This window comes from Lactobacillus kefiranofaciens (genome assembly GCF_014656585.1).
In the GTDB taxonomy this organism is placed as follows: domain Bacteria; phylum Bacillota; class Bacilli; order Lactobacillales; family Lactobacillaceae; genus Lactobacillus; species Lactobacillus kefiranofaciens.
On the sequence record NZ_CP061341.1, the window covers coordinates 193,492 to 216,443 of the forward strand.

Sequence of the window (22,952 nt, forward strand, 5' to 3'; positions counted from 1 at the left end):
AATCCCATAAATCCTAACGAAAGGAGTAGCCCAAGTGTCCGTTGCGGACGCTTTACAATTAATGTTGCCCCGATTTAAAATTGAAGTGCAACACTTGATAACTAGACCAATTAGACTAGCTTAAAAGGCCATGAAGGCCTATTCTTATTATTAACGACAAAATCAACAGATAAGGATAGGTGTCTTCATGACCCAAACTAAGAATATCATGCCTAAGCATTACCCGGGCTTTCCCTGCCCATCAATGGCTACGGTCTATTGGTATATCGAGGCTGGCAAGCTCCCGGAGCTTCACAACTATGATTTACCCATGAAGCTACGTCGCCGCGTTAAACGCCCGAATCACCGACATGCCCGCCTGAATAAAAAACGGCTTGGACAGTCCATTGAAGACCGGCCCGCAGTGGTTCGGAAACGTCAGGAGTTGGGCCATTGGGAAGGCGACTTAGTGAAAGCCAAACGGGTTGAGTCCGAACCAGCTTTAATGACGTTAACCGAGCGAGTTAGCCGGATGGAATTTATCGTTAAATTGCCTGATTACCGGGCAGAGACTTGCCGGCAAGCCCTCCAAGATACGATTGATGATTACGGTGCAGAAAACTTTCGGACGATCACGTTTGACAACGGCTCGGAATTCGCTAGTTTAAATCAGGTTCAAGGAACGGAAATCTACTTTGCCCATCCATATTCTCCCTGGGAACGGGGCACTAATGAGAATGTGAATGGTCAATTAAGAGAGTTCTTCCCAAAGGGGCATTCCTTTAAAAACCTCTCATTAGTGGATCTGCAGTTGGTTCAAGACACGCTGAATCACCGTCCCCGCCGCTGTTTAAGCTATAGTTGTCCAGCGGATGTTACGCCACAACTGGTTTAACTTTCTAGACCAATTATAAGAATAGGCCATTAGTGTTGCACTTAACTTGACAATTGAGGAAGTCGAGTTGATTCAAAAAGTCAAGATTTTTTTGAAAGTTCCCCGACCACCGGCCGAATCTTCTCCCCGGATAACAGCTCATCACCACGCTGAAAATGTGACTGGATTTGCATCCCCACGTAAACGGTGGTATCCTTTCTGTAATTATGTTAATCGGGGATTCAAAAGGAAGTTTAGTTTCAAAATGAAAATTGAATGGCGTTATAGCCTTATTAATAACATGCCACTGATCGCCCTGGGAATCATCTACTGGTTATTCAAAGGTGCCAGCCCCCGCGAGTGGGATCAATTGGCCATTGCACTGGTCATTTTAGGCATTCTCTGGCTACCGTATTACTTATTGTTTCAACGGCCCTACTTCAGACGTCACCCGGAAGAAAAGCCGGGAAGTCACATCATTTCGGGCCTTGGGTGGATCATCACGGTCATTTACATCATGGCAATGGTCGTGCTTCTCAAGCTGGACGTTCAGCCAGCTGCCAGTCCAGCGATGGTTCTGGTCACAATTGCGCTGGTCCTGTGCATTCGGGACTCACTGTCCGTTAAACGGCTGGCGGTTCAGCAATCTGATCACATTTAAATCAACGAATTGCTTGTCTCTGAGATCAAATTCTCGGGGACTTTTTTGGCTCTATAATTTTTCCTGTTGATGACTTATCAATATGATAAGCTGTTAACAGTTTTTTTATTGCATAAAAAAGGAGGACATAGTCCCCTGCAATAAAAAATCTATCCTACTAAACATTTTATAAATAAAGGTGATTTCTATGTCCTCTCTTAATCATTGTATTAAATTCGAGCTTGATATTAAAGACGAAAATATTGTTTTTAAAGATTATTTTTATAAATCGATCAAACTGCAAAAGCATAAAATCTATGAAGCTGAATTAATTCAACCTGCTTGTCCTTTCTGCGGCTCTTTGGATCTTTTACACAATGGCCATTTGATTACCAACATTCACTATCCAACAGCTAATGCAAGTTTGCCTGTCATTATCAGATTAGCTAAGCAACGAGTTAAATGTCGCGATTGTGATCACTGGTCCATGGCTCAATCTGAATTAGTAAACAAATACTGTTCTATTTCTAATGCTTCCAAGCTTAAAGTATTATCAGCTTTAACTGAAGACCGATCTATGACCAGCATTGCCAGAGAAAACAATGTTTCGATCAATACCGTCCAGAGAGTGCTGGGCAACTGTTCACACCGATTTATTGACAGCTACGAATATTTGCCAGCTCATCTAGCTTTTGATGAGTTCAAAGGAGTCGACCGTCAGCTGCACTTTATCTGCTTGGATGGCGATAATCATCAGGTCGTTCAGATTCTTAGAACTCGCTACAAGAAGACGCTGCTTAAGTATTTTGGTCGTTTCTCGCCCCAAGCTAGAGCTAACGTTAAGACGGTCACGATGGATCTTAATTTTTACTATCAAGATATCGTCAGAGCTTGTTTTCCTAACGCTTAGATTGTCATCGATCGTTTTCATATGATTCAAATGCTTACGCGTTCTTTCAACTCACTGAGAGTCCAAGTCATGAAGACCTTTGATAAAAGATCCAGACAGTATCAGCTGCTCAAATCTCCCTGGAAATTATACTTGAAGAAGTTTGATGAGCTTGAAAAAGTTCATCCTCGCTACAACTGGCATTACAAAGACTGCTTAACTCAAGCACAAGTAGTTACAGAAGGCATTAACACCAGCACTACTTTAGAGAATTCATATAACCTGATGCAAAGCTTTATTCAAGCCGTTGAAACTGGCAATACGCATGAGCTCAAATCGTTAATCAACTGCCAAGATCAAATTGGAACTTTAATGCACAAAACACTATTAACCTTTAAGCATAATCTAACAGCTGTGCTTAAAGGAGCAGCTCTACCTTATTCTAACGGCTGTCTTGAAGGCTTCAATCGCAAAATCAAACAAATCGAACGAACAGCTTTTGGCTATTCCAATTTTACCAATCTCTTAACCAGAATTCGTTTGGAAGAAGATCTGTACAAAGAAAAAGAACCAAACAGCCTTTTAATGGTTGCCTGATTCTATTCATTTACTCTCTATCAACAGGATTTGACAAAGAGCCACTTTTTTATTTTACAGATTTAATTGAAAACAGCGGCAGCTTTTCCAGATAGATGATGTCCGTTCGATTAGCGGCATCACCCTCCGCTAAAATGGCGCATTCAGCAACCGTCTTTGCATGAGCCTTTGTTAACAGCCGTTCAGCCGCCTCCAAAGACCCACCAGTTGAAATCACATCATCCACCAAAATAACGTGTTTACCGGCCAGCTGCTCAGCGTCATGGCCATCCAACACAAGTTTCTGCTCATCGGTAGTCGTAATTGATTTAACAGAAACTTCCAAGGGATCAGTCATGTAGGCCTTAACACTCTTGCGGAGAACAACAAACTTGGGATGGTTCGTGAGGCGACTCATTTCCTCAGCTAACGGAATTCCCTTACATTCAAGGGTCACAATATAATCAAAGTTCTCAGTAATCTTAGTGGAAAGTTGTTGAGCAGCTTCGTGAGCCAATTCCGAATCACCTAACAACACAAACGATGCAATCGCCGTGGTATCATTAATTGGAATAATTGGTAACGTGCGCTTCAGCTGGCCAACTTTTAATTCATATGTTTGTTCCATGGTTATACCCCCAAGCCGATAAGCGGCAAAATAAATTTCAGTGCGGCACCCGTTAACAAGCCTGTAAACGGATCAACAATTGCGGTCACGACCAAGGTGAGGGCCGCAATCACACTGTCGGATCCTTGCATGGTCGTGGCGGCATTCTCTGGAAAGATGACAACGGCTCCTAAGATTAACAAGAATCCGGCAATTGAAGCCGACGGCACGTACTTGCCAATCTTAGGCAACCAGCCGGCAAATAGAATGACGGCCATGATGAGCATCATCATGATCCCGGCAATCACGGGTTCCGGGGCGCTGGCGGTCGCCGAAATAATCGTTTCAACAGGCGCCCCGCCCAACAAACTGGTTCCCATGTCGGCAAACGCCTGCGTCCCGGTCAGCAAGTTTAAATTAACCGGATTGGGCTTAATTCCAGTCATCTGACCGGTAATGAGTCCATAAGAAATGTTGGCCCCAATGTTCAAGCAGGCCAAACTCAATGCCCCGCGAATCACCCGAATATTGAAAATTGGTTTTAAAAAGTGAAAGCGGCGTTCAACGACGTGTGCGGGTAATTCCGCTTCGTAATGGGTCGCAAAGACGGCAATCAAACTGGAACCAATCACCGATAACGCGATGGTCCAAACTAAATCTTTTGTCAGTAGATAGGTCACAATTGCAATGGCAACCGAAGAAATACCAGCCGTTCGTTGTTTTCGCGCCATGTTGACGGCGATTTTGGCCAACATGATCCCCACGCCGGCCATCATCCCAGCCATAATTGAATTGCCAAGAACGGCCACGATTTTTGTCAGCGTCCCACTAACCCCGATCACTGCCATAATGAGCGAACCACCAAAGATGATTGAGGTTCGTTCGCGGGTTGTATCACCCAGGTTTCCGGTAAGGGCTAATGACTCCGCCTGAAATGAAATCGGTGCGACAGACCCAAAGGCACCGTTGACCGCGGATGCTAATACAAATGAGAAGGTTGTCGGGAACACGGCAAATCCCAATCCCATTGCCATAATTCCCTGCGGAATTCCGTTTAAAACCACGCCAATTGCGGCGAGTAAGTCGGCTATCCAGTGCATGCCAAGTTTCCTCCTAATACGAATGCTTATGTATTTTTTAACTAATTCGTTCATGTTTCAATATAATAATATCGCATATTTATAAAAATAGCCACCCCCGATTTAAAATTGAAGTGCAACACTTGATAACTAGACCAATTAGACTAGCTTAAAAGGCCATGAAGGCCTATTCTTATTATTAACGACAAAATCAACAGATAAGGATAGGTGTCTTCATGACCCAAACTAAGAATATCATGCCTAAGCATTACCCGGGCTTTCCCTGCCCATCAACGGCTACGGTCTATTGGTATATCGAGGCTGGCAAGCTCCCGGAGCTTCACAACTATGATTTACCCATGAAGCTACGTCGCCGCGTTAAACGCCCGAATCACCGACATGCCCGCCTGAATAAAAAACGGCTTGGACAGTCCATTGAAGACCGGCCCGCAGTGGTTCGGAAACGTCAGGAGTTGGGCCATTGGGAAGGCGACTTAGTGAAAGCCAAACGGGTTGAGTCCGAACCAGCTTTAATGACGTTAACCGAGCGAGTTAGCCGGATGGAATTTATCGTTAAATTGCCTGATTACCGGGCAGAGACTTGCCGGCAAGCCCTCCAAGATACGATTGATGATTACGGTGCAGAAAACTTTCGGACGATCACGTTTGACAACGGCTCGGAATTCGCTAGTTTAAATCAGGTTCAAGGAACGGAAATCTACTTTGCCCATCCATATTCTCCCTGGGAACGGGGCACTAATGAGAATGTGAATGGTCAATTAAGAGAGTTCTTCCCAAAGGGGCATTCCTTTAAAAACCTCTCATTAGTGGATCTGCAGTTGGTTCAAGACACGCTGAATCACCGTCCCCGCCGCTGTTTAAGCTATAGTTGTCCGGGTTCTTGCATTAGCAGCATCAAATACTGATTTAGTCGCATTCCAGATTCGTTCGGCAATGTCGGCATGATTCATGGTATAAAGGTGAATTCCGTCAACGCCTTCAGAAACAAGATCGATAATTTGATCAACAGCGAACGCAATTCCGGCCTCCCGCATTGCTTCCTTACTGTTTTGATAACGATCTAAAATAGCACTGAACTTTTTAGGTAGTGGAACCCCTGTAATTTGAGTAATTCGTTCAATTTGTTTCTTGTTGGTACAAGGCATGATGCCGGCTTCGATTGGGACGTGAATCCCGGCAATTTCAGCCTTTTCCTGGAAATCATAAAAAGCTTGATTATCGAAAAATAGTTGACTGATCAGGTGATCGGCGCCAGCATCGACTTTGGTTCTTAAATGGGCAATATCATCAACAAACCCAGTGGCCTCAGGGTGACAATTTGGGTAACAAGCACTGGCAATGCTAAAGTCTGGTCGATTTTGATGAACAAAGGCTACCAGATCATTGGCGTGATTAAAGTCACCAACTGGTTGTTTTCCGGGAATTTTATCACCGCGAAGGCCTAAAATGTTTTTAACATTAAATTCTGAGAGATTATCCAGTAGGTTTAAAACCTGTTCGCGGGTTTGGTACAATCCGGGGACGTGGGCGACTGCCGGGATGTTCAGCTGGTTTTGAATTAAATCAGCAATCTGAACGGTACCGGTATAGTGGTCAGATCCACCAGCCCCTAATGTAACCGAGATAAAATCCGGATTAATTGATTGGAGCTGTTGAAGGGTTGGTAAAATTGCTTCTTTGGGCGAGTCTTTCTTAGGCGGGACGACTTCCAGGGAAAAGACAGTTTTATTTTTAAATAACGCTGTTAGGCTCATTTATCTCACTTCTAACTTTCTTCGTTGCATCAACAATATTTTGTAGACTCTTAAAGGATTCTTCTTCAGTTCGCGTCTTTAAGCCACAATCCGGATTAATCCAAATCTTGTCAATTGGTAGTTTATGAACGAGTTGTTTAATCAAGTCCTCGACTTCTTTTTCAGATGGAATTCGTGGTGAGTGAATATCGTAAACACCGGGTCCAACTTCAGTCTGGAAGTTTGCAGCAACAAGTTGATCAATTAAGGTAAAGTCGGCACGGGAAGCTTCAAATGAAATGACGTCGGCATCCAGTGCATCAATCGCCTTGATGATATCGCCAAATTCACTGTAGCACATATGAGTATGAATCTGGGTGCTTGCTTGAACCTTACTGTGGACTAACCGGAAGGCTGGAACTGCCCAGTCGAGGTATTCAGAATACCAGTTGGATTTACGCAACGGTAAGTTTTCTCGCAAAGCCGGTTCATCGATTTGGATAATTTTGATGTCGTGTTTTTCAAGATCCAGGACTTCATCTTGAAGGGCTAAAGCAATCTGGGTGACTGATTCTTTAGGTGAAACATCCTCACGTGGGAATGACCAGTTAAAAATCGTAACCGGACCGGTCAGCATGCCTTTGATTAATTTATCAGTGTGGTTTTTCGCAAAGACAGAAGCTTTTACGGTGATTGGTGCGGTTCGTGAGATATCGCCCCAGATGATTGGTGGTTTAACCCCTCGGGTACCGTATGATTGAACCCAACCGTTTTGCGTAAAGACGAAACCGTCAAGCTTTTCACCAAAGTATTCAACCATGTCGTTTCGTTCATATTCACCGTGAACAAGGACATCCAAACCGATTTCCTCTTGCTTTCTGAGGATACGAACAATCTTATCTTCGTTAAATTTGTCGTACTGTTCACGGGTAATTTCACCCTTGCGAAGTTTTGAACGATTTTGACGAACATCTTTAGTTTGTGGGAATGAGCCAATTGTTGTTGTTGGTAAAACTGGTAAATTGAATTCTTTTTTCTGAATTTTTTCACGTTCACTGCGTTCTGGCAAACGGGTATAATCAGCCTGACTTAAACTGGCAATTCGGTGATGAACAACTGGGTTGACTGGATGTTTAACGCTTTGAAACAGGTTGTCGTTTTTCGTTAAAGCAATTTTACCATCCGCTTCATCATGATAAATATTATCGAGTTCTTTAATCTCATCCAGTTTTTGTAAGGCAAAAGCAAGATACTGTTTCACATCGCCAGGCAGCTTTGTCTCGTCTTCTGCAGTGTATGGGACATGCAGAAGGGATGTGGAACTATTTAATACAACCGGGGCTTTGGTGTTGAGCTGGTTTAAAAAGTTAATGGTATTTTCATAATGATTACGCCAAATATTTTTGCCGTTTACAACTCCGGCGAATAGGATTTTATCATCTGGGAACCCATTTTGTTTTAACAGCTCATTGTTGTACTTGCCTTCAACGAAATCCAAACCGATTCCATCAAAGTTCTTTGAAGTGACATCATTATAAATATCACGAATATCGCCAAAATAGTTTTGCAAAAGAATCTTCGTTGATCGTTTCTCGGCAAGAATGCCGTCATATAAGTCGTCAAAGAGTTGTTTTTCAACAGAGTCAACGTCGAAACTTAAAGCGGGTTCATCGATTTGAAGCCACTTAACGCCCTTTTGACTCAAGCGGTCAATAATTTGTTTGTAAGCTTCAACCAACGCCTCAACATAATCTCGGGGCTTGGTGTCTTCAATAAACCGACTTAGCTTCAAAAGGGTGTAAGGACCGATAACAACAGCCTTGGCATTGATCCCTTGTTCAAGGGCTTCGTTAATTTCATTAAACAATTTATTGCCAACTAATTTAACGTTAGTTTCTTTTGAAAATTCAGGAACAATGTAGTGATAGTTGGTGTTAAACCACTTTTTCATTGGGAGAGCCTTCACGGTTTCAGAACCATTTTGATAGCCCCGGGCTTGAGCAAAGTATTCGTCCAATTCGGATAAGTGAAGATCTTTATAACGGGAAGGGATAATGTTTAATATGTTGGCAGTGTCCAAAACACCATCAAAGAATGAAAAATCACCTACTGGAATTAGATCAATGCCGGCATCTTTTTGAGCCTGCCAGTTATTTTTTCTGATTTCGTAAGCTGTTTGTTGTAATTCTTCCTGGTTAATTTTATTTTTCCAATAATGTTCAGTGGCAAATTTTAATTCACGGTGATGGCCAATGCGTGGGAACCCAATAATTGTTGTTGTCATAGTTGTTAAATCCTCCTTGATTTAAGTACGCAATTGTTAATGAGAGTGTCTGATTTTCGCTAATCATTTGGGAAAGGTTAAAGAAAAAGACGCTGCAATCTTTGTCAGATTGTAGCGTCCATAAAAAGCAGTATTAATGGATCATTTCAGAAACTAGATAACGTGGCGTTCGAAAGGTTGATCAGAGATCCCTTGTGACAAGATTTCTTTACTCCACTCTTTAGCAGAGAACAATGAATGATCACGGTAATTACCGCAACTATACTTGTCAGTCCCTTGAACGTCTTTCCATTCGATGTCGTTGGCAATTGCGTCGAGTGACCCCTTCAAAGCCTTTGCGACTTCAGTGGTGCTGTGTTCACCCCAAGTAATTAAATGAAAACCGGTTCGGCAGCCAAATGGTGAGCAATCGATAACCCCGTCAAGGCGATCTCTAAGTAATCCGGCTAAGAGATGTTCAATCGTATGCAACCCTGCAGTAGGAATGGCATTGGTGTTTGGTTGAACAAGTCGTAAGTCGTAATTAGAAATGACGTCGCCCTTTTTTCCAGTTTCTTCAGTGATGAGACGAACGTAAGGTGCCTTTACCTTTGTGTGATCTAATATAAAACTTTCAACTTTTGCCATAAGATATCATATCTCCTTAAAATTTATTAATTACAGTTACTATCTTAACAGTCACTGCTGAATAATAAAATCCCTTAGAGCGGTTCAGCAAATTCGTCCCCACATATCAGAAATAATCTGACGGAGGGGCGAATGCTTCGCTGTACCACCCTGAATTCATATTACTCTCGCAAGCAATACCTCTGAAAGTGCCAATTATTCCAAATTCTCATAATTGATACCCTGTGAGTTAACGGTCACAGCCGACAACCAAGCGTTAACTTAATTGCACTATTCAGAGTTCATATTCGCTGATTGTTAAGATATCCTTTTTCACCAACCGGATTCTCTTTGAATCTTGTTAAATCAGTTACTCTTCTCTTCAGAGCTTTTCCCTAATCGGATTAGCATTAAAATCTAATGATAATAGTAGTCGACTTTTTAATATTTGTCAACTGTTATGTTGAAACCGTAAGTGTCAATATTTTTGCGGTAGGCTATTAACCATTAGTCTGACCTTAATTTCTTAAATATTTATTTGATTTATTTTTCTGCTAAAATCGTTTAAATAGCTATGTCCTGCTGTTAAGCTTTCAATGGCGCCGTGATATGAATGCCCAGATGAGCTTCATGCGTCTTTCTTAGGCTGGCACGAACCGCTCCTTTCAGGTCTTTTGGATCATCAATGTTCAGCTGTCCACCTGCAAACTCACTGCTAAGCCAGTATTCCAGCTCTTTGTTTTTAATGCAAGTCAGCACACGCAGAATTCCTTCGGCACCATCTTCTGACCAGTATTTTCCTTGCCCTTTGACGCGATAAGTATATTTACGGTGATTGCTCTCACAGCAGCCAATTGCCTTAATTACGGACAAATGACGCATTTTGAATGGCTTAATATCAACCCAGCGACGATGAAGATAGCTGCGCAGCCGCTTTAGGTTTTCATGATTTTCTGGCGTATTCAGCTCATCAACCAGATTGCTTTCAATCGTGTCTAAAATCACATCAGTTAAGTGACGGTCATATTTAAACTCAACTGCACTGATCAATTTGCTTGGCATAGCCGGCATAAAGCCTAAACGGTCCTTGATCTTTTTATTCAAGTGAAAGACATCCAAGAAGTGTTCGTGCTGCCGGCAATAGCCAACTATTTCATCAAAGTCTTTCTTGGCATAGCCAGCACCACCATCGGCATTACTGATGATTAAAGTATTGCTTAAGTCATAGGTATTGGCTAAATAAGCTTTAATTTCTTGTAAAGCATCCAAGCGGCTTAAAGAAACAAACTCTTTGGCCTGTACTCTCTTTCTGCACGTTTTGCTTAAATTAATAATATCCTCGCAGACCTGATAGCGATGAAACTCTAGCCGCTTCTTGGATCAGGCAAAAACGAACCAAATAGATTATATTTGGCAGATTTGGAAGTAACAGCAAAAGACGTTTATATTAAGCGAGAGCCATTAAAATCGCCTGAACCCCTTGGTACAAGCGGACTTCTCAAAAAGAGACAAGATCTAGACTATACTAAATTATCGTGGCAGTTATTTTGGCCCTGATTATGGTTGCCTTTAGAGTCTACAATGACTATGTAGCTCATACTCTGGGCGTAACTACTGCCCTGAATATTTTGCAATTCGTTCTTGTGTTGCTGGTGGCTTCAATTCCAGTAGCGATGCCGACAGTCTTTTCAATTACCTTGGCTTTGGGAGCCTTAAACCTTTCAAAGAAAAAGGCGATTGTCTCAAAGCTATCTTCAATTGAAGAGATGGCTGGGGTTGATATCCTCTGTAGCGATAAGACGGGGACTTTAACTAAAAATCAATTGACACTAGGTGAGACATCATTAATTAATGCAAAAGATGCACAAGATGTGATCTTTATTGGTGCCTTAGCTTCTAGAAAAGAAGATAACGATCCAATTGATAATGCAGTTATTGCCGCATTGAAGGATCAAAGCAAGTTAAAAGATTGGGTCTTAGATAAATTTATCCCGTTTAACCCAGTTTCTAAAAAGATCGAAGCTCATTTACACAATCAAACAAGCAATGAAAAACTTTGGGTAGTGAAGGGTGCGCCTCAAGTTATTGGTCAAATGAGTGACGATAGTGCTGTCGCAAATAAGGTTAATGATATTACTGATCAATTAGCTAAACGGGGCTATCGTGCATTAGGCGTTGCCCAAAGTAAAGATGAAGGAAAAACCTGGACCGTTTTGGGCGTGCTCTCAATGTTTGACCCACCACGGGATGATTCTAAGAAAACTATTGATGAATGCAAACGTGAAGGTATTCGCGTCAAGATGATTACTGGTGATGATACCGCGATTGCGATTGAAACTGCTAATAAATTAGGAATGGGGACTAAGATTTATAATGCATCTAAAGTCTTCCCGAAGGATCTAGATCCTGATAATGTACCTGATGATTTGGCTAAGTTGATTGCTGACGCGGATGGTTTTGCCAGAGTCTTTCCAGAACATAAATATGCCATTGTTAAGACTTTGCAAAAACAAGGTCATATTGTGGCCATGACTGGTGATGGGGTTAACGAGCTCCTGCTTTGAAGCAAGCCGATTGTGGTACTGCTGTTGCCGGAGCTACTGATGCAGCCAGAAGTGCTGCTGCCTTAATTTTGACTTCACCAGGTTTGTCAGTTATTCAAACTGCAATTACGGAAGCCAGAAAGATTTTGGCCAGAATTACTAGTTATACTATTTATCGTGTTGCTTTGACGATGAATATCATGTTCTTAGTAGTTTTGTCTTCTATCTTCCTTAACTTCCAGCCATTAACAGCGATTATGATTGTGATTATGTCACTGCTTGATGACTTGCCAATTATGACGATTGCTTATGATAATACGCATATCAGCGATAAGCCGATTAGGTGGCAGATGAAGAAGATCTTAACTACTTCATCAATTTTAGGTGTCTTTGCGGTCATTCAATCAATGATTTTGCTGATTGTTGGTTTTATGTCAGCTAAAAACCCAGGCATGATTAGTTGGTTCGCAGTTAGTGATCCAGCCCAATTACAAACAATTATGTTCTTGCAATTAGTTGCCGGTGGACACCTATTGTTGTTTGTTACTAGACAGACTCGTTGGTTCTTCCAAAAGCAATATCCAGCTAAAGCTTTGTTCTGGGCAATTGTGATTACGCAAGTCTTTGCTGCATGTGCCTGCTACTTTGGCTGGTTAGTACCTAAGATTTCATTAGGGATGATTGGTGAAGTTTGGCTTTACAACTTATGCTGGATGTTTATTTTGAATATTATCCGGATGATTATTGAAAAAGGCCAAGCTAAAGCTTAGTAAAAATATTGATTTTGAATTAAAGATTAAGCCGCAAAAAAGCTTAATCTTTTTTCTTTAAAAAAATTTTTTGCGCTGTTGGTTAATGTATCAGTCTTTTGCTTGATACAAGATGTACCGGGCTATATTTGAATAGAATACAAGATGTTGTGTTTATGATATTATGGAACTACGACATTTTGGAGTGATGAATATGCTTAAACAAGAATTTAACCAACAAAAAGAGAATGAATTAAACTTGCCTACCACTTTCGTTAAACGCGATGGGGCAAAGTATCCGTTTGAAATTTTTAAATTAAAGATGGTGCTGCATAACTTGGATCTAGATGATGCCGCATTAGCTGTGCTCGAGAAAATCGCTGCGAAATTAGAGACGCAAGATGCAGTTAAGGCACAAGATGTTGCGGCTGCTTTTAAGGATAGCCTTAATGAATTAGGCTACCTCGATGAAGCTAAGGCTTATGTAGCTTATCGTAAGCATGACGAACAAGAATGGATTAAGCAAACCGATACGCGCAATCGTTTGGAACGGATGGTTAACGGCGACCCAACGATTGTTAATGAAAACGCCAATAAAGATAGCGAGGTCTTCAGTACTCAGCGTGATTTAACTGCCGGTGCCGTTGGTAAAACAGTCGGTTTAACTATGATGCCGCAACATATTGCTAAGGCACATTTGCGCGGTGATATTCATTGGCATGATTTGGATTATACGCCGCTTTCACCAATGACTAACTGCTGCTTGATTGACTTCAAGGATATGCTGACTAATGGCTTTAAGATCGGCAATGCCTACATGACTAGCCCTAATTCCATCAATGTGGCTACCCACCAGGTAACGCAAATCATTACCAACGTGGCCTCTAGTCAATACGGCGGTTGTTCATTCGACCGAGCTGATGAAGTATTAGCACCTTTTGCGGAAAAGAATTACCACAAGCACCTTAAGGATGCTAAGGAGTTTATCTCTGATCCGGAAAAACTCGATGAATATGCCAAGCAGCAAACCAAGAAAGATATCTACGATGCCATGCAGGGCTTAGAATATGAGATTAACACCATGTTCTCTAGCCAAGGTCAGACGCCATTTACTACTTTAGGCTTTGGTCTAGGTACTTCTTGGATTGAAAAGGAAATTCAAAAAGACATCTTGCGCATCCGAATCAAGGGTTTAGGTAGAGAGCGCAGAACCGCTATTTTCCCTAAGTTAGTGTTCACTATTAAAAAGGGTTTGAACTTGCATCCCGGTGACCCAAATTATGATGTTAAGCAGTTGGCCATCCAATGTTCGACTAAGAGAATGTACCCTGATGTCTTGATGTACGACACGATCAAGAAAATCACCGGTTCCTTCAAGGCGCCAATGGGTTGTCGGTCATTCTTGCAAGGCTGGAAGGATGAAAATGGCAAGGAAGTTAACTCAGGCAGAATGAACTTGGGTGTAGTTACCGTCAACTTGCCAAGAATTGCCATGGAAAGTCACGGCGATAAAAAGCTCTTCTGGGAGATTTTTAACACCAGAATGCGGACTTGTCACCAAGCTTTGGCCTTCAAGGGACGTCGTGCAATTCAAGCTAAGCCGGAGAATGCGCCAATCATGTATCAATATGGCGTTTTTGGCAAACGCTTAAAGCCTGGCGATGACGTTAACGAATTGTTCAAGAATGGCCGGGCAACCATTTCTTTGGGCTATATCGGTCTTTACGAAGTCGGTACCGTCTTTTACGGCCCAGATTGGGAACATAATGAAGAGGCCCATGACTTCACTATCGAGATCGTCAAGCGCATGCATGACTTGTGTGCCAAGTGGGAAAAGGAAGACCCATATCACTGGCACTACAGCTTATACTCAACGCCAAGCGAAAGCTTAACTGACCGCTTTTGCCGATTGGATACTGCTAAATTTGGCAAGGTGAAGGACATTACGGATAAGGAATACTACACTAATTCCTTCCACTACGATGTTAGAAAGCACCCAACTCCGTTTGAGAAGTTAACTTTCGAAGCACCATATCCTTATTACGCCGCTGGTGGCTTTATCCATTACTGCGAATACCCTAACTTGAAACAAAATCCAGCTGCCTTAGAAGCTGTCTGGGACTGGGCTTACGATAAGGTAGGGTACCTGGGTACTAACACGCCAATCGATAAGTGCTACAAATGTGGTTTTGCTGGTGAGTTTAAATCCACTGCTAAAGGCTTTGAATGTCCTAAGTGTGGCAACCACGATCCAGCTACCTGTGATTGTGTTAAAAGAACTTGTGGCTACTTAGGCAACCCATTGAAGCGGCCGATGGTTCATGGTCGGCATGAGGAAATCGTGCACCGCGTTAAGCATATGGACTTTGGCTTAGAAGATAGCTTAGCGACTGAAGAAGAAGTTAAGAATGGTGAATATTAATGCCAGAAAAAGATAAAAACACGCAAGAAGGGCCTGATGTTCGCAGCAACTTAATCAAGGTGAATATGGGTGGGGACACGATGTTTGTCGATCCTGACCAATATAAGCCGCAATTGGACCATCAGCGTGAATTGAAAAGAATGCATCGCAAGCCGAAAAATCCACAGCCACAAGAATGGAAGACGGAAGATTATTCTAAGCATAAAATTGCGGATTATAAGCCATTTAACTTTGTTGATGGTGAAGGCGTGCGGTGCAGTCTGTACGTCTCCGGTTGTTTATTTGACTGCCCGGGATGCTACAACTTAGCGGCACAGAATTTCAATTATGGCTTTCCGTATACGCGGGAGCTAGAGGACCGCATTATCAAAGATCTGTCGCAGTCATATGTACAAGGATTGACCTTGCTTGGTGGCGAACCTTTTCTGAACACGTGGGTTTGCTTAAAATTAATTAACCGGATTCGCAAGGAGTTTGGTCATACTAAGGATATCTGGTCTTGGTCAGGCTATACCTGGGATGAATTGCAAAAAGAGACGCCAGATAAAAGAGAGATGCTGTCTAAGATTGATATCTTGGTTGATGGTCGTTTTATGAATGATCTGAAGGACTTAACCTTGCAGTTCAGAGGCTCCAGCAACCAACGAATCATTGATGTGCCAAAGTCGCTTGAAGCACACAAGGTCGTTATTTGGGATAAATTACAGAAATAAAGTAAAATAAGGTCTGGGAAGTTTTCCCGGACTTTTTATTTGGGGTAAGGAAAATGAAAGAAGAAAACATTAAGCAAGTTGATCAAATCATGACGGCGTTAACTCAAGTCATTGACCCAGAATTGCAAGTTGATGTTGTTAACCTGGGCTTGATCTATGGCATCGACATTGAAGGTCATCAGGCAACGGTAAAAATGACGCTCACAATCAGTGGCTGTCCGTTGTCGGATTATTTGCAAAAAAATATTGAAAAAGCAGTATTATCGGTTGATGGTATTGATCAATGCCAAGTTCAACTGGTCTGGTACCCGGTTTGGTCACCGGAGCGGATGTCGCATGCAGCTAAAAAGCAGTTGGAAATGCTAGATAATGCTGGTGAGAAAGCAGAAATTGAGCAGACTGAGGAGAAGCAGAAGATTATCGATTTTTCTGTACCGATTAAAAAATTGGCGGATGAATATCCAGACTTTGTGCAAATTATGTATGATTGTGGCTTTACCCGCATTAAGATTCCGGGCCTGCTCAAGACGGTCGGTCGGGTAATGACCATTCCGCTGGGAGCACAGGCAATGAAGATCGATTTAGATAAGATTAAAAAGGCATTTGAAGCAAAAGGCTACAAGGTGATTGAGTAATGACGGATTTAAGTAAAGAGCGACAGGCAGCATTATTAAAGGTTTTACACTATATTCAACAAGGCGGCGATTTTGCGACTGCCAAGAAGATGTTTAAGGCGGAGTTCGATCAGGTAGATGTCGCGGAAATTACGGCAGCAGAGCGAGAATTAATCAAGCAAGGCCTAGATCCACGGCAAATTCAATATTTGTGTAATGTTCATGCTGATGTCTTCAAGGGCAGCATTAAGCCACAAGCTGAGAATCCCGATTTTACTATGCCAGGTCATCCGGTTAGCACTTTTAAGCAGGAAAACGTGGTAATTAAATCTTTAGTTAATGATTTTTTATTGCCTAATCTGAAAAAGTGGACGAAAACTGGTAAGGCGAAAACGTTAGACAAGCTTAAGCAAGCTTTGAATGACTTAGCGACTATTGATAAGCATTATGCGCGTAAGGAAGTATCGCTGTTTCCTCTGATGACGAAGTATGGTATTACCGCACCGCCACAAGTGATGTGGGGCGTTGATGACGAGATCCGCAGTTATATTAGGGATGCGCAAAAGGCGGTAGACGCGACCCCGGTTGATCCAGAGCGGGTCAAGGATGCAATTCAGCGGGTCAGTCATGAAGTATTAGAGATGATTTTCAAAGAAGAAGACATCATGCTTCCGATGATTGCAGAAGTTGCTACTCCGGAAGACTGGTTGAACGTGAAGCGTGAGGAAAAGCAAATTGGCTATACCTTAATTAATCCGCCGATGAATTGGCAACCTAAATTGCCAGAGAAGAGCAGTGGCCCAGTTGACATTAAAAATTTGCGTTCTTTCTTTGTTAACTTCAAAGAAGGCAGCCTGAATTTAGAGCAGTTGTCAGCCATTCTTGATCTTTTGCCCTTTGCGCTGACTTTTGTTGATGAAAATGATAAAGTGGCTTATTTTGGCGGTGGCGCAGCGATCTATCCGCATTCGAAAAATGCATTGGGTAATTCTGTTTTTTCTTGTCATACGCCGCAGAGCAAGCCGCTGATTCAGAAGATTTTTAAGGATTTTCATGAAGGTAAACGAGATATGATTGAATATTGGTTTACGCCTAAAAAAATGGGTAAAACGTTGTATTTGCGTTATTATGCTGTAAGGGATGCAAATAATAAATATTTAGGCTGTCTTGAAGTGGCAGAGGATATTACTAAGATTAGAGACTTATCCGGTGAGAAAAAAACATTATAAATGTTCTGTAGAAGTGGCTATTAGGACCGCTTCTTTTTTGTTACACTTGAGGTTAGGAATGAATTATGAAATAAGAAAGGAAATGATTAAATGAAGCTTGCACATGGAAAGACGCAAGATGCTGAAATCAAGCTGCGATGGCTAATCGTGGGGGAGCTTGCTACGTGGATTGGGGCAAGTTTTATTTGGCCACTAACCTCGGTTTATTTAAACAAGCAACTGCATATCAGCCTCTCAATGATTGGGGTTGTTTTATTTTGTAATTGTGCTGGCAATATTTTTGGCTCAATTATCGCGGGACGACTTTATGACCGCCATAATCCCTATCCATTAATTCTGTGGGGCGTTGGTCTAGATGCTACCGTATTGTTCTTAATGGCGGCCTTCCACGGCTGGCCTGAATATTGGATCTGGCTGACGATTACCGGCTTTTTGGGCGGCTGGAATGGTACCCTGATTAACTCCATTGCGACTAGTCTGCGACGCTATTCGGGGCGCTATGTCTTCAATGTCCTGTATTTTTCGCAAAACTTGGGCGTGGTAACTGGTACTTTGATTGTAGGATACCTGTATGATTACTCGATTACGCTTTTATTTATAATCGCGGCCTTGCTATTTGTGGTAGCTTTTATCAATGCGATCTTTAATTATCGGCCGATCATTGCTTTTCACAAGCGCAGAGTAGCCAAGGGGCAGAGTGGCGCTAAGCAAAAGATGGTGCCGATGCCTAAGCGTAACTTCATCATGACAATGGCTTTCTTTACTACCTTAGGGGTAACTTGGCTGATGTACATGAATTGGGAATCCAATTTGTCCGTTTATATGGTTTCTCTAGGCATTCCGTTCCATTTATATAGCTTACTTTGGACCTTGAATGCCGGCGTCATCGTAATTGCACAGGGCATTTTGGCTCGTTTCCCTAATTTATTTAAAAATCTCTTTCATCAAATCATCTTTGGCATCTGCATGTTCTCGCTATCCTTTATCACACTGGTTTTTGCCAAGGACTTCGCTCACTTTGCCTTGTCGATGTTTATTCTGACTTTAGGTGAAGCAACAGCCTTTCCAGCTATTCCAGCCTATGTTAATGACCTTTCGCCTAAGACGAGTAAGGGGAAATATCAGGGCTCCACGATGGTGGCCAGTGGCATTGGTCGTGCCTTTGGTCCTTTGTTTGGCGGGATGATCATCGATCATGCGGGTTACATCCCATTTTTCTGGGTAGCCGCAATTGTGATTGCCCTGATGATTGTCTTAATGGTGCCAATTTATACTAAGTTGGTTAAAAAGCTTACTTTGTACAAGTAAAATCACAGTAATAATTAAACTAAAATGATATAATTAAACTGATTTAATTTTAATTTACGAATAAGGGAGGCCTATTTTTTGAATAATAAAATGACTGTACGTGGCGGTGCCGGCGATATTCTAGCACCTCAAGAAGGCATTCGCCCACAAGATAATTTATATTTAGCCGTTAACTCCAAGTGGCTAAAGGATGTTAAAATTCCATCTGATCGTTCTAGAATCGCTAGCTTTGACAACATTGACTTAAATGTTGAAAAGAAGCTGATGAAAGACTTCGCGGATTTTGCCGATGGCAAAAAAGAGATTCCTGCAGTGCCTAATCTGGCTAAAGCTGTGGAACTATATAAATTAGCACGCGACTTTAAGAAGCGGAATGAGGATGCTGCTAAGCCAATTCAAGCTGACTTAGAACTGCTTGAAGGAATCCGCAACTTTGAAGACTTTAACTTAAAGGCACCCGACTTGTTTAAGGCTGCCTTTGCGTTGCCATTCAGCTTCGATGTTGATGCCGACATGAAGAATACCAAGATTAATGTCTTGCAATTCTCAGGTCCTTCATTGCTCTTGCCAGATACGACGACTTATCAGACCGATGCGGCTAAGAAGCTTTTGGCAGTTTTGCAAAAGCAATCAGAAAACCTGCTCAAGATGGCTGGTGTTGCCGAAGAAAAGGCTCAAGAATATGTTGCCAATGCCATCAAATTTGATGCTAAATTGGCTAAGGTAGTGAAGTCCTCAGAAGAATGGGCAGACTACCCAGCAACTTATAACCCAACTGCAATGGCTGACTTTGAAGAGAAGATCAATAACTTCAAAATCGATTACTTCTTAAAGGAAGCCTTAGGTGAAGTGCCTGATCGTGTGATCGTGCAAGAGCCACGTTACTTAGACCACTTCGATGAGTTGGTTAACGAAGATAACTTTGCAGAGATTAAAGGCTGGTTGATCTTGAAGTTCATCAATGGTGCGGCTAGCTACTTGTCACAAGATTTCCGTGAAGCAGCCTTTCCATTCGGTCAAGCTTTGTCTGGTCAACCAGAGTTGTCTAGTCAAGAAAAGCAAGCTTACCGGATGGCTAACGGTATGTTCAGTGAAGTTGTGGGTGTTTACTATGGTAGAACCTACTTTGGTGAGGACGCTAAGAAGGATGTCTTGGACATGATTCACCAGATGCTAGACATCTACGAACAACGCATTAAGGAAAATAATTGGCTCTCAGAAGCCACTAAGCAAAAGGCGATCGTTAAGCTGCGGGCCTTGATTTTGAAGATCGGCTACCCAGACAAGATTGAAGAAATCTATGATCGTCTGCAAGTTACGCCAGCTGATGAGGGCGGCAGTCTTTATTCCAATGCTCGTGCAGCTGAAGTAGAGAGCGTTAAGTACAATGTGGAGAAATTGCACAAGCCGGTCGACCGGACCGTTTGGCTCATGCCAGGTAACCTGGTTAACGCCTGCTATGATCCACAAAGAAATGATTTGACTTTCCCAGCCGCAATTTTGCAAGCACCATTCTATGACTTGAAGCAAGATCGAGCCGAAAACTTTGGTGGAATTGGTAGCGTAATTGCCCACGAGGTATCACATGCCTTTGATAACAATGGTGCGCAATTTGACGAATACGGTAACATGAAGAATTGGTGGACTGAGGCAGATTACGCTGAGTTCAAGAAACGGACACAAGCTGAAATTGACTTGTTCGACGGCATCAAGTATGGTCCTGTAACCTTGAATGGTAAGCAAATTGTTTCTGAAAATATTGCTGATCAAGGCGGGTTAACTGCCGCAGTTGAAGCCAACAAGCGTGAACATGGCGATATGAAGAAGTTGTTTGAAAACTTCGCACGCATCTGGGCTAATAAGCAACTGGAAGCTTCAATTAAAACGCAAGTGTCAGTTGATGTCCACGCCCCCGGTCCAGAACGGGCTAACGTACAATCACAATGCCAAGCAGAATTTTACAAGGCCATCGACGTTAAGGAAGGCGACGGTATGTGGCTCGATCCAGCCAAGCGAGTTGTAATTTGGTAAAAAATAAATTGTAAATATAATAACAATATTTCGCTATTTTATGCAATGAGAACAAACAGTTAGGAGAAAGAACAGAGAATACCTCCCCATCTATTGATGAGGTGATGAATTTGGTCTTTCTCCTGTTTTTTTGCTTAAATTTATCTCTTTAATGGTATAATTAAATTTGCTAAAATTTGATATGTATCAAGGAGCTAAGTTAATATTAATGGTTAAAGAATATCATACTTCTTCAAGTGTTTCAGTTTTGATCTATCACCTAGTTTGGGTAACCAAATATCGCAATCAAGCTTTAACATCTGAAATTAGAGAAATGCTTGATCAAAAGATTAGAAAAATTTGTGCTGAAAACTCTTGTCAAGTTGAGGCGCTGACTATCATGCCCAATCATGTGCATTTAGAGGTGGTTATGCCGCCTTGGATATCAGTTACCGTTTTAATTAAGAAGCTTAAAGGCACCACTGCAAGATGGCTTTTTAAGCAGAAGCCTGAATTAAGGCGGTCCTTTTACCATCACCATTTGTGGTCGCCATCATATTTTGCCAGAACAGTAGGCAATTGCTCAGAAGAAACTATTAAGCATTATGTGGAAACTCAATGGGAAAGACCATTTAAATGATACGCATTAAATATTGAAAGGAGATGAGATTTATGGCTTTTAAGACTAAGCTTGCCGAACATGAAATTCAACTGGGCACCAGACAATATCGCATTTACCCAGAAGGTGAACAAATAGCTTGGATTTGGCAGTTGTTTGGCGCTAATCGTTTTGTCTGGAATCAATTTGTAGCTGCCTTTGAGGCACGCTATGAAGCCAATCCTGAATTAAAATTTCCAAAAATTAGCGTCTTGAAGAGCTGGCTTCCCCTGATGCGTAAGGAGCATGAATGGCTAAAAAGAGTTAACAGCACGTCTTTGCAATTTACGGTTGAACGCTTTAGCGATGCCATGTGGGCTTTTCTAACTAAAAAACAAATTAAGCAAGGCAAGCCCAGATTTAAAAGCCGTAAGTATTATTCTCAAACTGCCACGATTAAAAATGTTAAATATCAGACCAAGACTGGTGCTCAAGCTCAGATTGCAGTGCTTAGTCCGCACCACTTAAGAATTGGCAAGAAGAACGGCATTACGCTGAGAACCAGCTCTTTGAATAATCTGAGAAATGTCCGCATTCAAAAAGTTGTCATTTCCTATCGGCAAGATTTAGACCGCTATTATATCAGCTTTTCTGTTGTGAAAGATAAACGACAGCTAGCTCAATATCAGGTGAAGTCTAAGAAAACTGGCAAATCAGTGGGGATTGACGTTGGCCTGGGCAAAGAATGGCTGGTAACCAGTGATGGCAAACGTTTTGGCGTGCCTGCTACCTTCAAGCTGGAAAAAGCAATGCTTAAGCGTCAAAGCCACTGCGACCGCAATCGGACCGCGATTGAAAAGCGGGTAGCTCGGTTCAACCAAAGCCACAAAGAAGCCAAGATAGACAAGTACGACTATGCCAACTGGCAAAAGCTGAGAAAGACCAAAAGCAAGTACCAGCTTAAGATCAGAAACATTAGATACGACTACCTGCAGAAAGTAACGACTGAGCTGGTTAAGAGCTATGACGTGATTGTCATTGAAGATTTGAAAATCAAGAATCTGCTCGGCAATCATAAGCTGGCTCACAATATCGCTAATGCTTCTTGGGGCATGTTCAGAAGACTGCTGGCTTACAAATGCGAGTGGTACGGCAAGAAGCTGATTGTGGTGAAACCGCAGTATACTAGCCGGATCTGTTCAGAATGTGGGAAAAAGAATCCAAGATTCGCCCATATGAAGACCAGGGACTGGCTAGCTATCAGAGAATGGGATTGTCCATACTGCCATGCGCATCACGATCGAGACGTAAATGCCTCCAAGAATATCTTGGCTAGAGCAGTTAGCTTAGGAAGCAAAATAAGTAAAATACAGGCTAGGGCCCAGCCTTGCTAAAATAGGCCGACCGCTATGCTCTTGTGGGATTAGAAAGCCACTAAGCTCAAGAAAACTTGAGTGGATATTTTTGAATGAAGAGGA

16 protein-coding genes and 4 pseudogenes are annotated in these 22,952 nt (G+C 42.1%); 14 read left to right on the plus strand and 6 right to left on the minus strand.

The genetic code is table 11. The features are described 5' to 3' along the window. Positions 1-217: 217 nt before the first annotated feature. From ICI50_RS00975 to ICI50_RS00985, 3 genes and pseudogenes are all read left to right on the plus strand, one after another. Positions 218-874, plus strand: a pseudogene (locus ICI50_RS00975) (IS30 family transposase); the annotation flags it as partial. Positions 875-1,118: 244 nt separating this feature from the next. After that, positions 1,119-1,514 carry a hypothetical protein gene (locus tag ICI50_RS00980; RefSeq protein WP_054640704.1) on the plus strand — a complete coding sequence of 132 codons (396 nt, stop codon included), beginning with the start codon at positions 1,119-1,121 and terminating at the stop codon, positions 1,512-1,514. A gap of 187 nt (positions 1,515-1,701) precedes the next feature. Continuing rightward, positions 1,702-2,979, plus strand: a pseudogene (locus tag ICI50_RS00985) (ISL3 family transposase). A gap of 49 nt (positions 2,980-3,028) precedes the next feature. Here ICI50_RS00985 and ICI50_RS00990 read toward each other — a convergent pair. Both ICI50_RS00990 and ICI50_RS00995 read right to left on the minus strand, forming a co-directional pair. Next, entirely contained in the window at positions 3,029-3,586 is a 558-nt protein-coding gene (locus tag ICI50_RS00990) for a phosphoribosyltransferase family protein (RefSeq protein WP_014564291.1), read from the minus strand. Between the two features lie 2 nt (positions 3,587-3,588). Next, positions 3,589-4,665: a hypothetical protein gene (locus tag ICI50_RS00995; protein WP_056941055.1), complete on the minus strand. Its 1,077-nt coding sequence runs from the start codon at positions 4,663-4,665 to the stop codon at positions 3,589-3,591. Positions 4,666-4,910: 245 nt separating this feature from the next. On the opposite strand from ICI50_RS00995, the pseudogene ICI50_RS01000 reads away from it, so the two are divergent. Beyond that, positions 4,911-5,570: pseudogene (locus ICI50_RS01000) on the plus strand (IS30 family transposase); the annotation flags it as partial. On the opposite strand, the gene metF reads toward ICI50_RS01000, so the two are convergent. From metF to ICI50_RS01020, 4 genes and pseudogenes are all read right to left on the minus strand, one after another. Further along, positions 5,523-6,419, minus strand: coding sequence for a methylenetetrahydrofolate reductase [NAD(P)H] (metF, locus tag ICI50_RS01005; RefSeq protein WP_095342346.1), 897 nt, complete (start codon positions 6,417-6,419; stop codon positions 5,523-5,525). The pseudogene ICI50_RS01000 and the gene metF overlap by 48 nt on opposite strands. Next, entirely contained in the window at positions 6,397-8,682 is a 2,286-nt protein-coding gene (metE, locus tag ICI50_RS01010) for a 5-methyltetrahydropteroyltriglutamate--homocysteine S-methyltransferase (protein ID WP_056941117.1), read from the minus strand. The genes metF and metE overlap by 23 nt, the downstream gene beginning before the upstream one ends. Before the next feature lie 153 nt (positions 8,683-8,835). Beyond that, positions 8,836-9,309, minus strand: a complete 474-nt coding sequence (locus ICI50_RS01015; protein WP_056941118.1) for an S-ribosylhomocysteine lyase — start codon at positions 9,307-9,309, stop codon at positions 8,836-8,838. Positions 9,310-9,814: 505 nt separating this feature from the next. After that, positions 9,815-10,668: pseudogene (locus tag ICI50_RS01020) on the minus strand (ISLre2 family transposase); the annotation flags it as partial. A gap of 167 nt (positions 10,669-10,835) precedes the next feature. Here ICI50_RS01020 and ICI50_RS10705 point away from each other — a divergent pair. The 10 genes from ICI50_RS10705 to ICI50_RS01065 all read left to right on the plus strand — a co-directional run bounded on the left by ICI50_RS10705 (position 10,836) and on the right by ICI50_RS01065 (position 22,868). Continuing rightward, entirely contained in the window at positions 10,836-11,852 is a 1,017-nt protein-coding gene (locus ICI50_RS10705) for an HAD-IC family P-type ATPase (protein WP_244964965.1), read from the plus strand. Next, the gene (locus ICI50_RS10710; RefSeq protein ID WP_244964966.1) at positions 11,849-12,601 is read left to right on the plus strand and encodes an HAD family hydrolase; all 753 of its coding nucleotides are present in this window, start codon (positions 11,849-11,851) and stop codon (positions 12,599-12,601) included. The genes ICI50_RS10705 and ICI50_RS10710 overlap by 4 nt, the downstream gene beginning before the upstream one ends. A 193-nt stretch (positions 12,602-12,794) precedes the next feature. Continuing rightward, on the plus strand, positions 12,795-15,002 hold the full coding sequence (gene nrdD, locus ICI50_RS01030; protein WP_056941120.1) for an anaerobic ribonucleoside-triphosphate reductase: 2,208 nt from the start codon (positions 12,795-12,797) through the stop codon (positions 15,000-15,002). After that, positions 15,002-15,715 carry an anaerobic ribonucleoside-triphosphate reductase activating protein gene (gene nrdG, locus ICI50_RS01035; protein WP_013855225.1) on the plus strand — a complete coding sequence of 238 codons (714 nt, stop codon included), beginning with the start codon at positions 15,002-15,004 and terminating at the stop codon, positions 15,713-15,715. The genes nrdD and nrdG overlap by 1 nt, the downstream gene beginning before the upstream one ends. 53 nt (positions 15,716-15,768) lie before the next feature. After that, entirely contained in the window at positions 15,769-16,350 is a 582-nt protein-coding gene (locus ICI50_RS01040; RefSeq protein WP_013855226.1) for an iron-sulfur cluster assembly protein, read from the plus strand. Further along, complete coding sequence (locus ICI50_RS01045; protein WP_188891777.1) at positions 16,350-17,558, plus strand: DUF438 domain-containing protein; 1,209 nt, start codon at positions 16,350-16,352, stop codon at positions 17,556-17,558. The genes ICI50_RS01040 and ICI50_RS01045 overlap by 1 nt, the downstream gene beginning before the upstream one ends. A gap of 90 nt (positions 17,559-17,648) precedes the next feature. Next, positions 17,649-18,866, plus strand: a complete 1,218-nt coding sequence (locus tag ICI50_RS01050; RefSeq protein ID WP_013855228.1) for an MDR family MFS transporter — start codon at positions 17,649-17,651, stop codon at positions 18,864-18,866. A 90-nt stretch (positions 18,867-18,956) separates the two neighbouring features. Then, positions 18,957-20,897: a M13 family metallopeptidase gene (locus tag ICI50_RS01055; RefSeq protein ID WP_176752301.1), complete on the plus strand. Its 1,941-nt coding sequence runs from the start codon at positions 18,957-18,959 to the stop codon at positions 20,895-20,897. Positions 20,898-21,105: 208 nt separating this feature from the next. After that, a complete protein-coding gene (gene tnpA, locus ICI50_RS01060) occupies positions 21,106-21,516 on the plus strand; it encodes an IS200/IS605 family transposase (RefSeq protein ID WP_056941122.1) in 411 nt (136 codons plus the stop codon). 32 nt (positions 21,517-21,548) lie between these two features. Then, positions 21,549-22,868, plus strand: coding sequence for an RNA-guided endonuclease InsQ/TnpB family protein (locus ICI50_RS01065; protein ID WP_056941123.1), 1,320 nt, complete (start codon positions 21,549-21,551; stop codon positions 22,866-22,868). Positions 22,869-22,952: the final 84 nt, after the last annotated feature.

Coding starts and splice junctions, on each gene's coding strand:
- ICI50_RS00980 (WP_054640704.1), top strand. CDS start 1,119: ATGAAAATTGAATGGCGTTATAGCCTTATTAATAACATGCCACTGATC.
- ICI50_RS00990 (WP_014564291.1), bottom strand. CDS start 3,586: ATGGAACAAACATATGAATTAAAAGTTGGCCAGCTGAAGCGCACGTTA.
- ICI50_RS00995 (WP_056941055.1), bottom strand. CDS start 4,665: ATGCACTGGATAGCCGACTTACTCGCCGCAATTGGCGTGGTTTTAAAC.
- metF (WP_095342346.1), bottom strand. CDS start 6,419: ATGAGCCTAACAGCGTTATTTAAAAATAAAACTGTCTTTTCCCTGGAA.
- metE (WP_056941117.1), bottom strand. CDS start 8,682: ATGACAACAACAATTATTGGGTTCCCACGCATTGGCCATCACCGTGAA.
- ICI50_RS01015 (WP_056941118.1), bottom strand. CDS start 9,309: ATGGCAAAAGTTGAAAGTTTTATATTAGATCACACAAAGGTAAAGGCA.
- nrdD (WP_056941120.1), top strand. CDS start 12,795: ATGCTTAAACAAGAATTTAACCAACAAAAAGAGAATGAATTAAACTTG.
- nrdG (WP_013855225.1), top strand. CDS start 15,002: ATGCCAGAAAAAGATAAAAACACGCAAGAAGGGCCTGATGTTCGCAGC.
- ICI50_RS01040 (WP_013855226.1), top strand. CDS start 15,769: ATGAAAGAAGAAAACATTAAGCAAGTTGATCAAATCATGACGGCGTTA.
- ICI50_RS01045 (WP_188891777.1), top strand. CDS start 16,350: ATGACGGATTTAAGTAAAGAGCGACAGGCAGCATTATTAAAGGTTTTA.
- ICI50_RS01050 (WP_013855228.1), top strand. CDS start 17,649: ATGAAGCTTGCACATGGAAAGACGCAAGATGCTGAAATCAAGCTGCGA.
- ICI50_RS01055 (WP_176752301.1), top strand. CDS start 18,957: ATGACTGTACGTGGCGGTGCCGGCGATATTCTAGCACCTCAAGAAGGC.
- tnpA (WP_056941122.1), top strand. CDS start 21,106: ATGGTTAAAGAATATCATACTTCTTCAAGTGTTTCAGTTTTGATCTAT.
- ICI50_RS01065 (WP_056941123.1), top strand. CDS start 21,549: ATGGCTTTTAAGACTAAGCTTGCCGAACATGAAATTCAACTGGGCACC.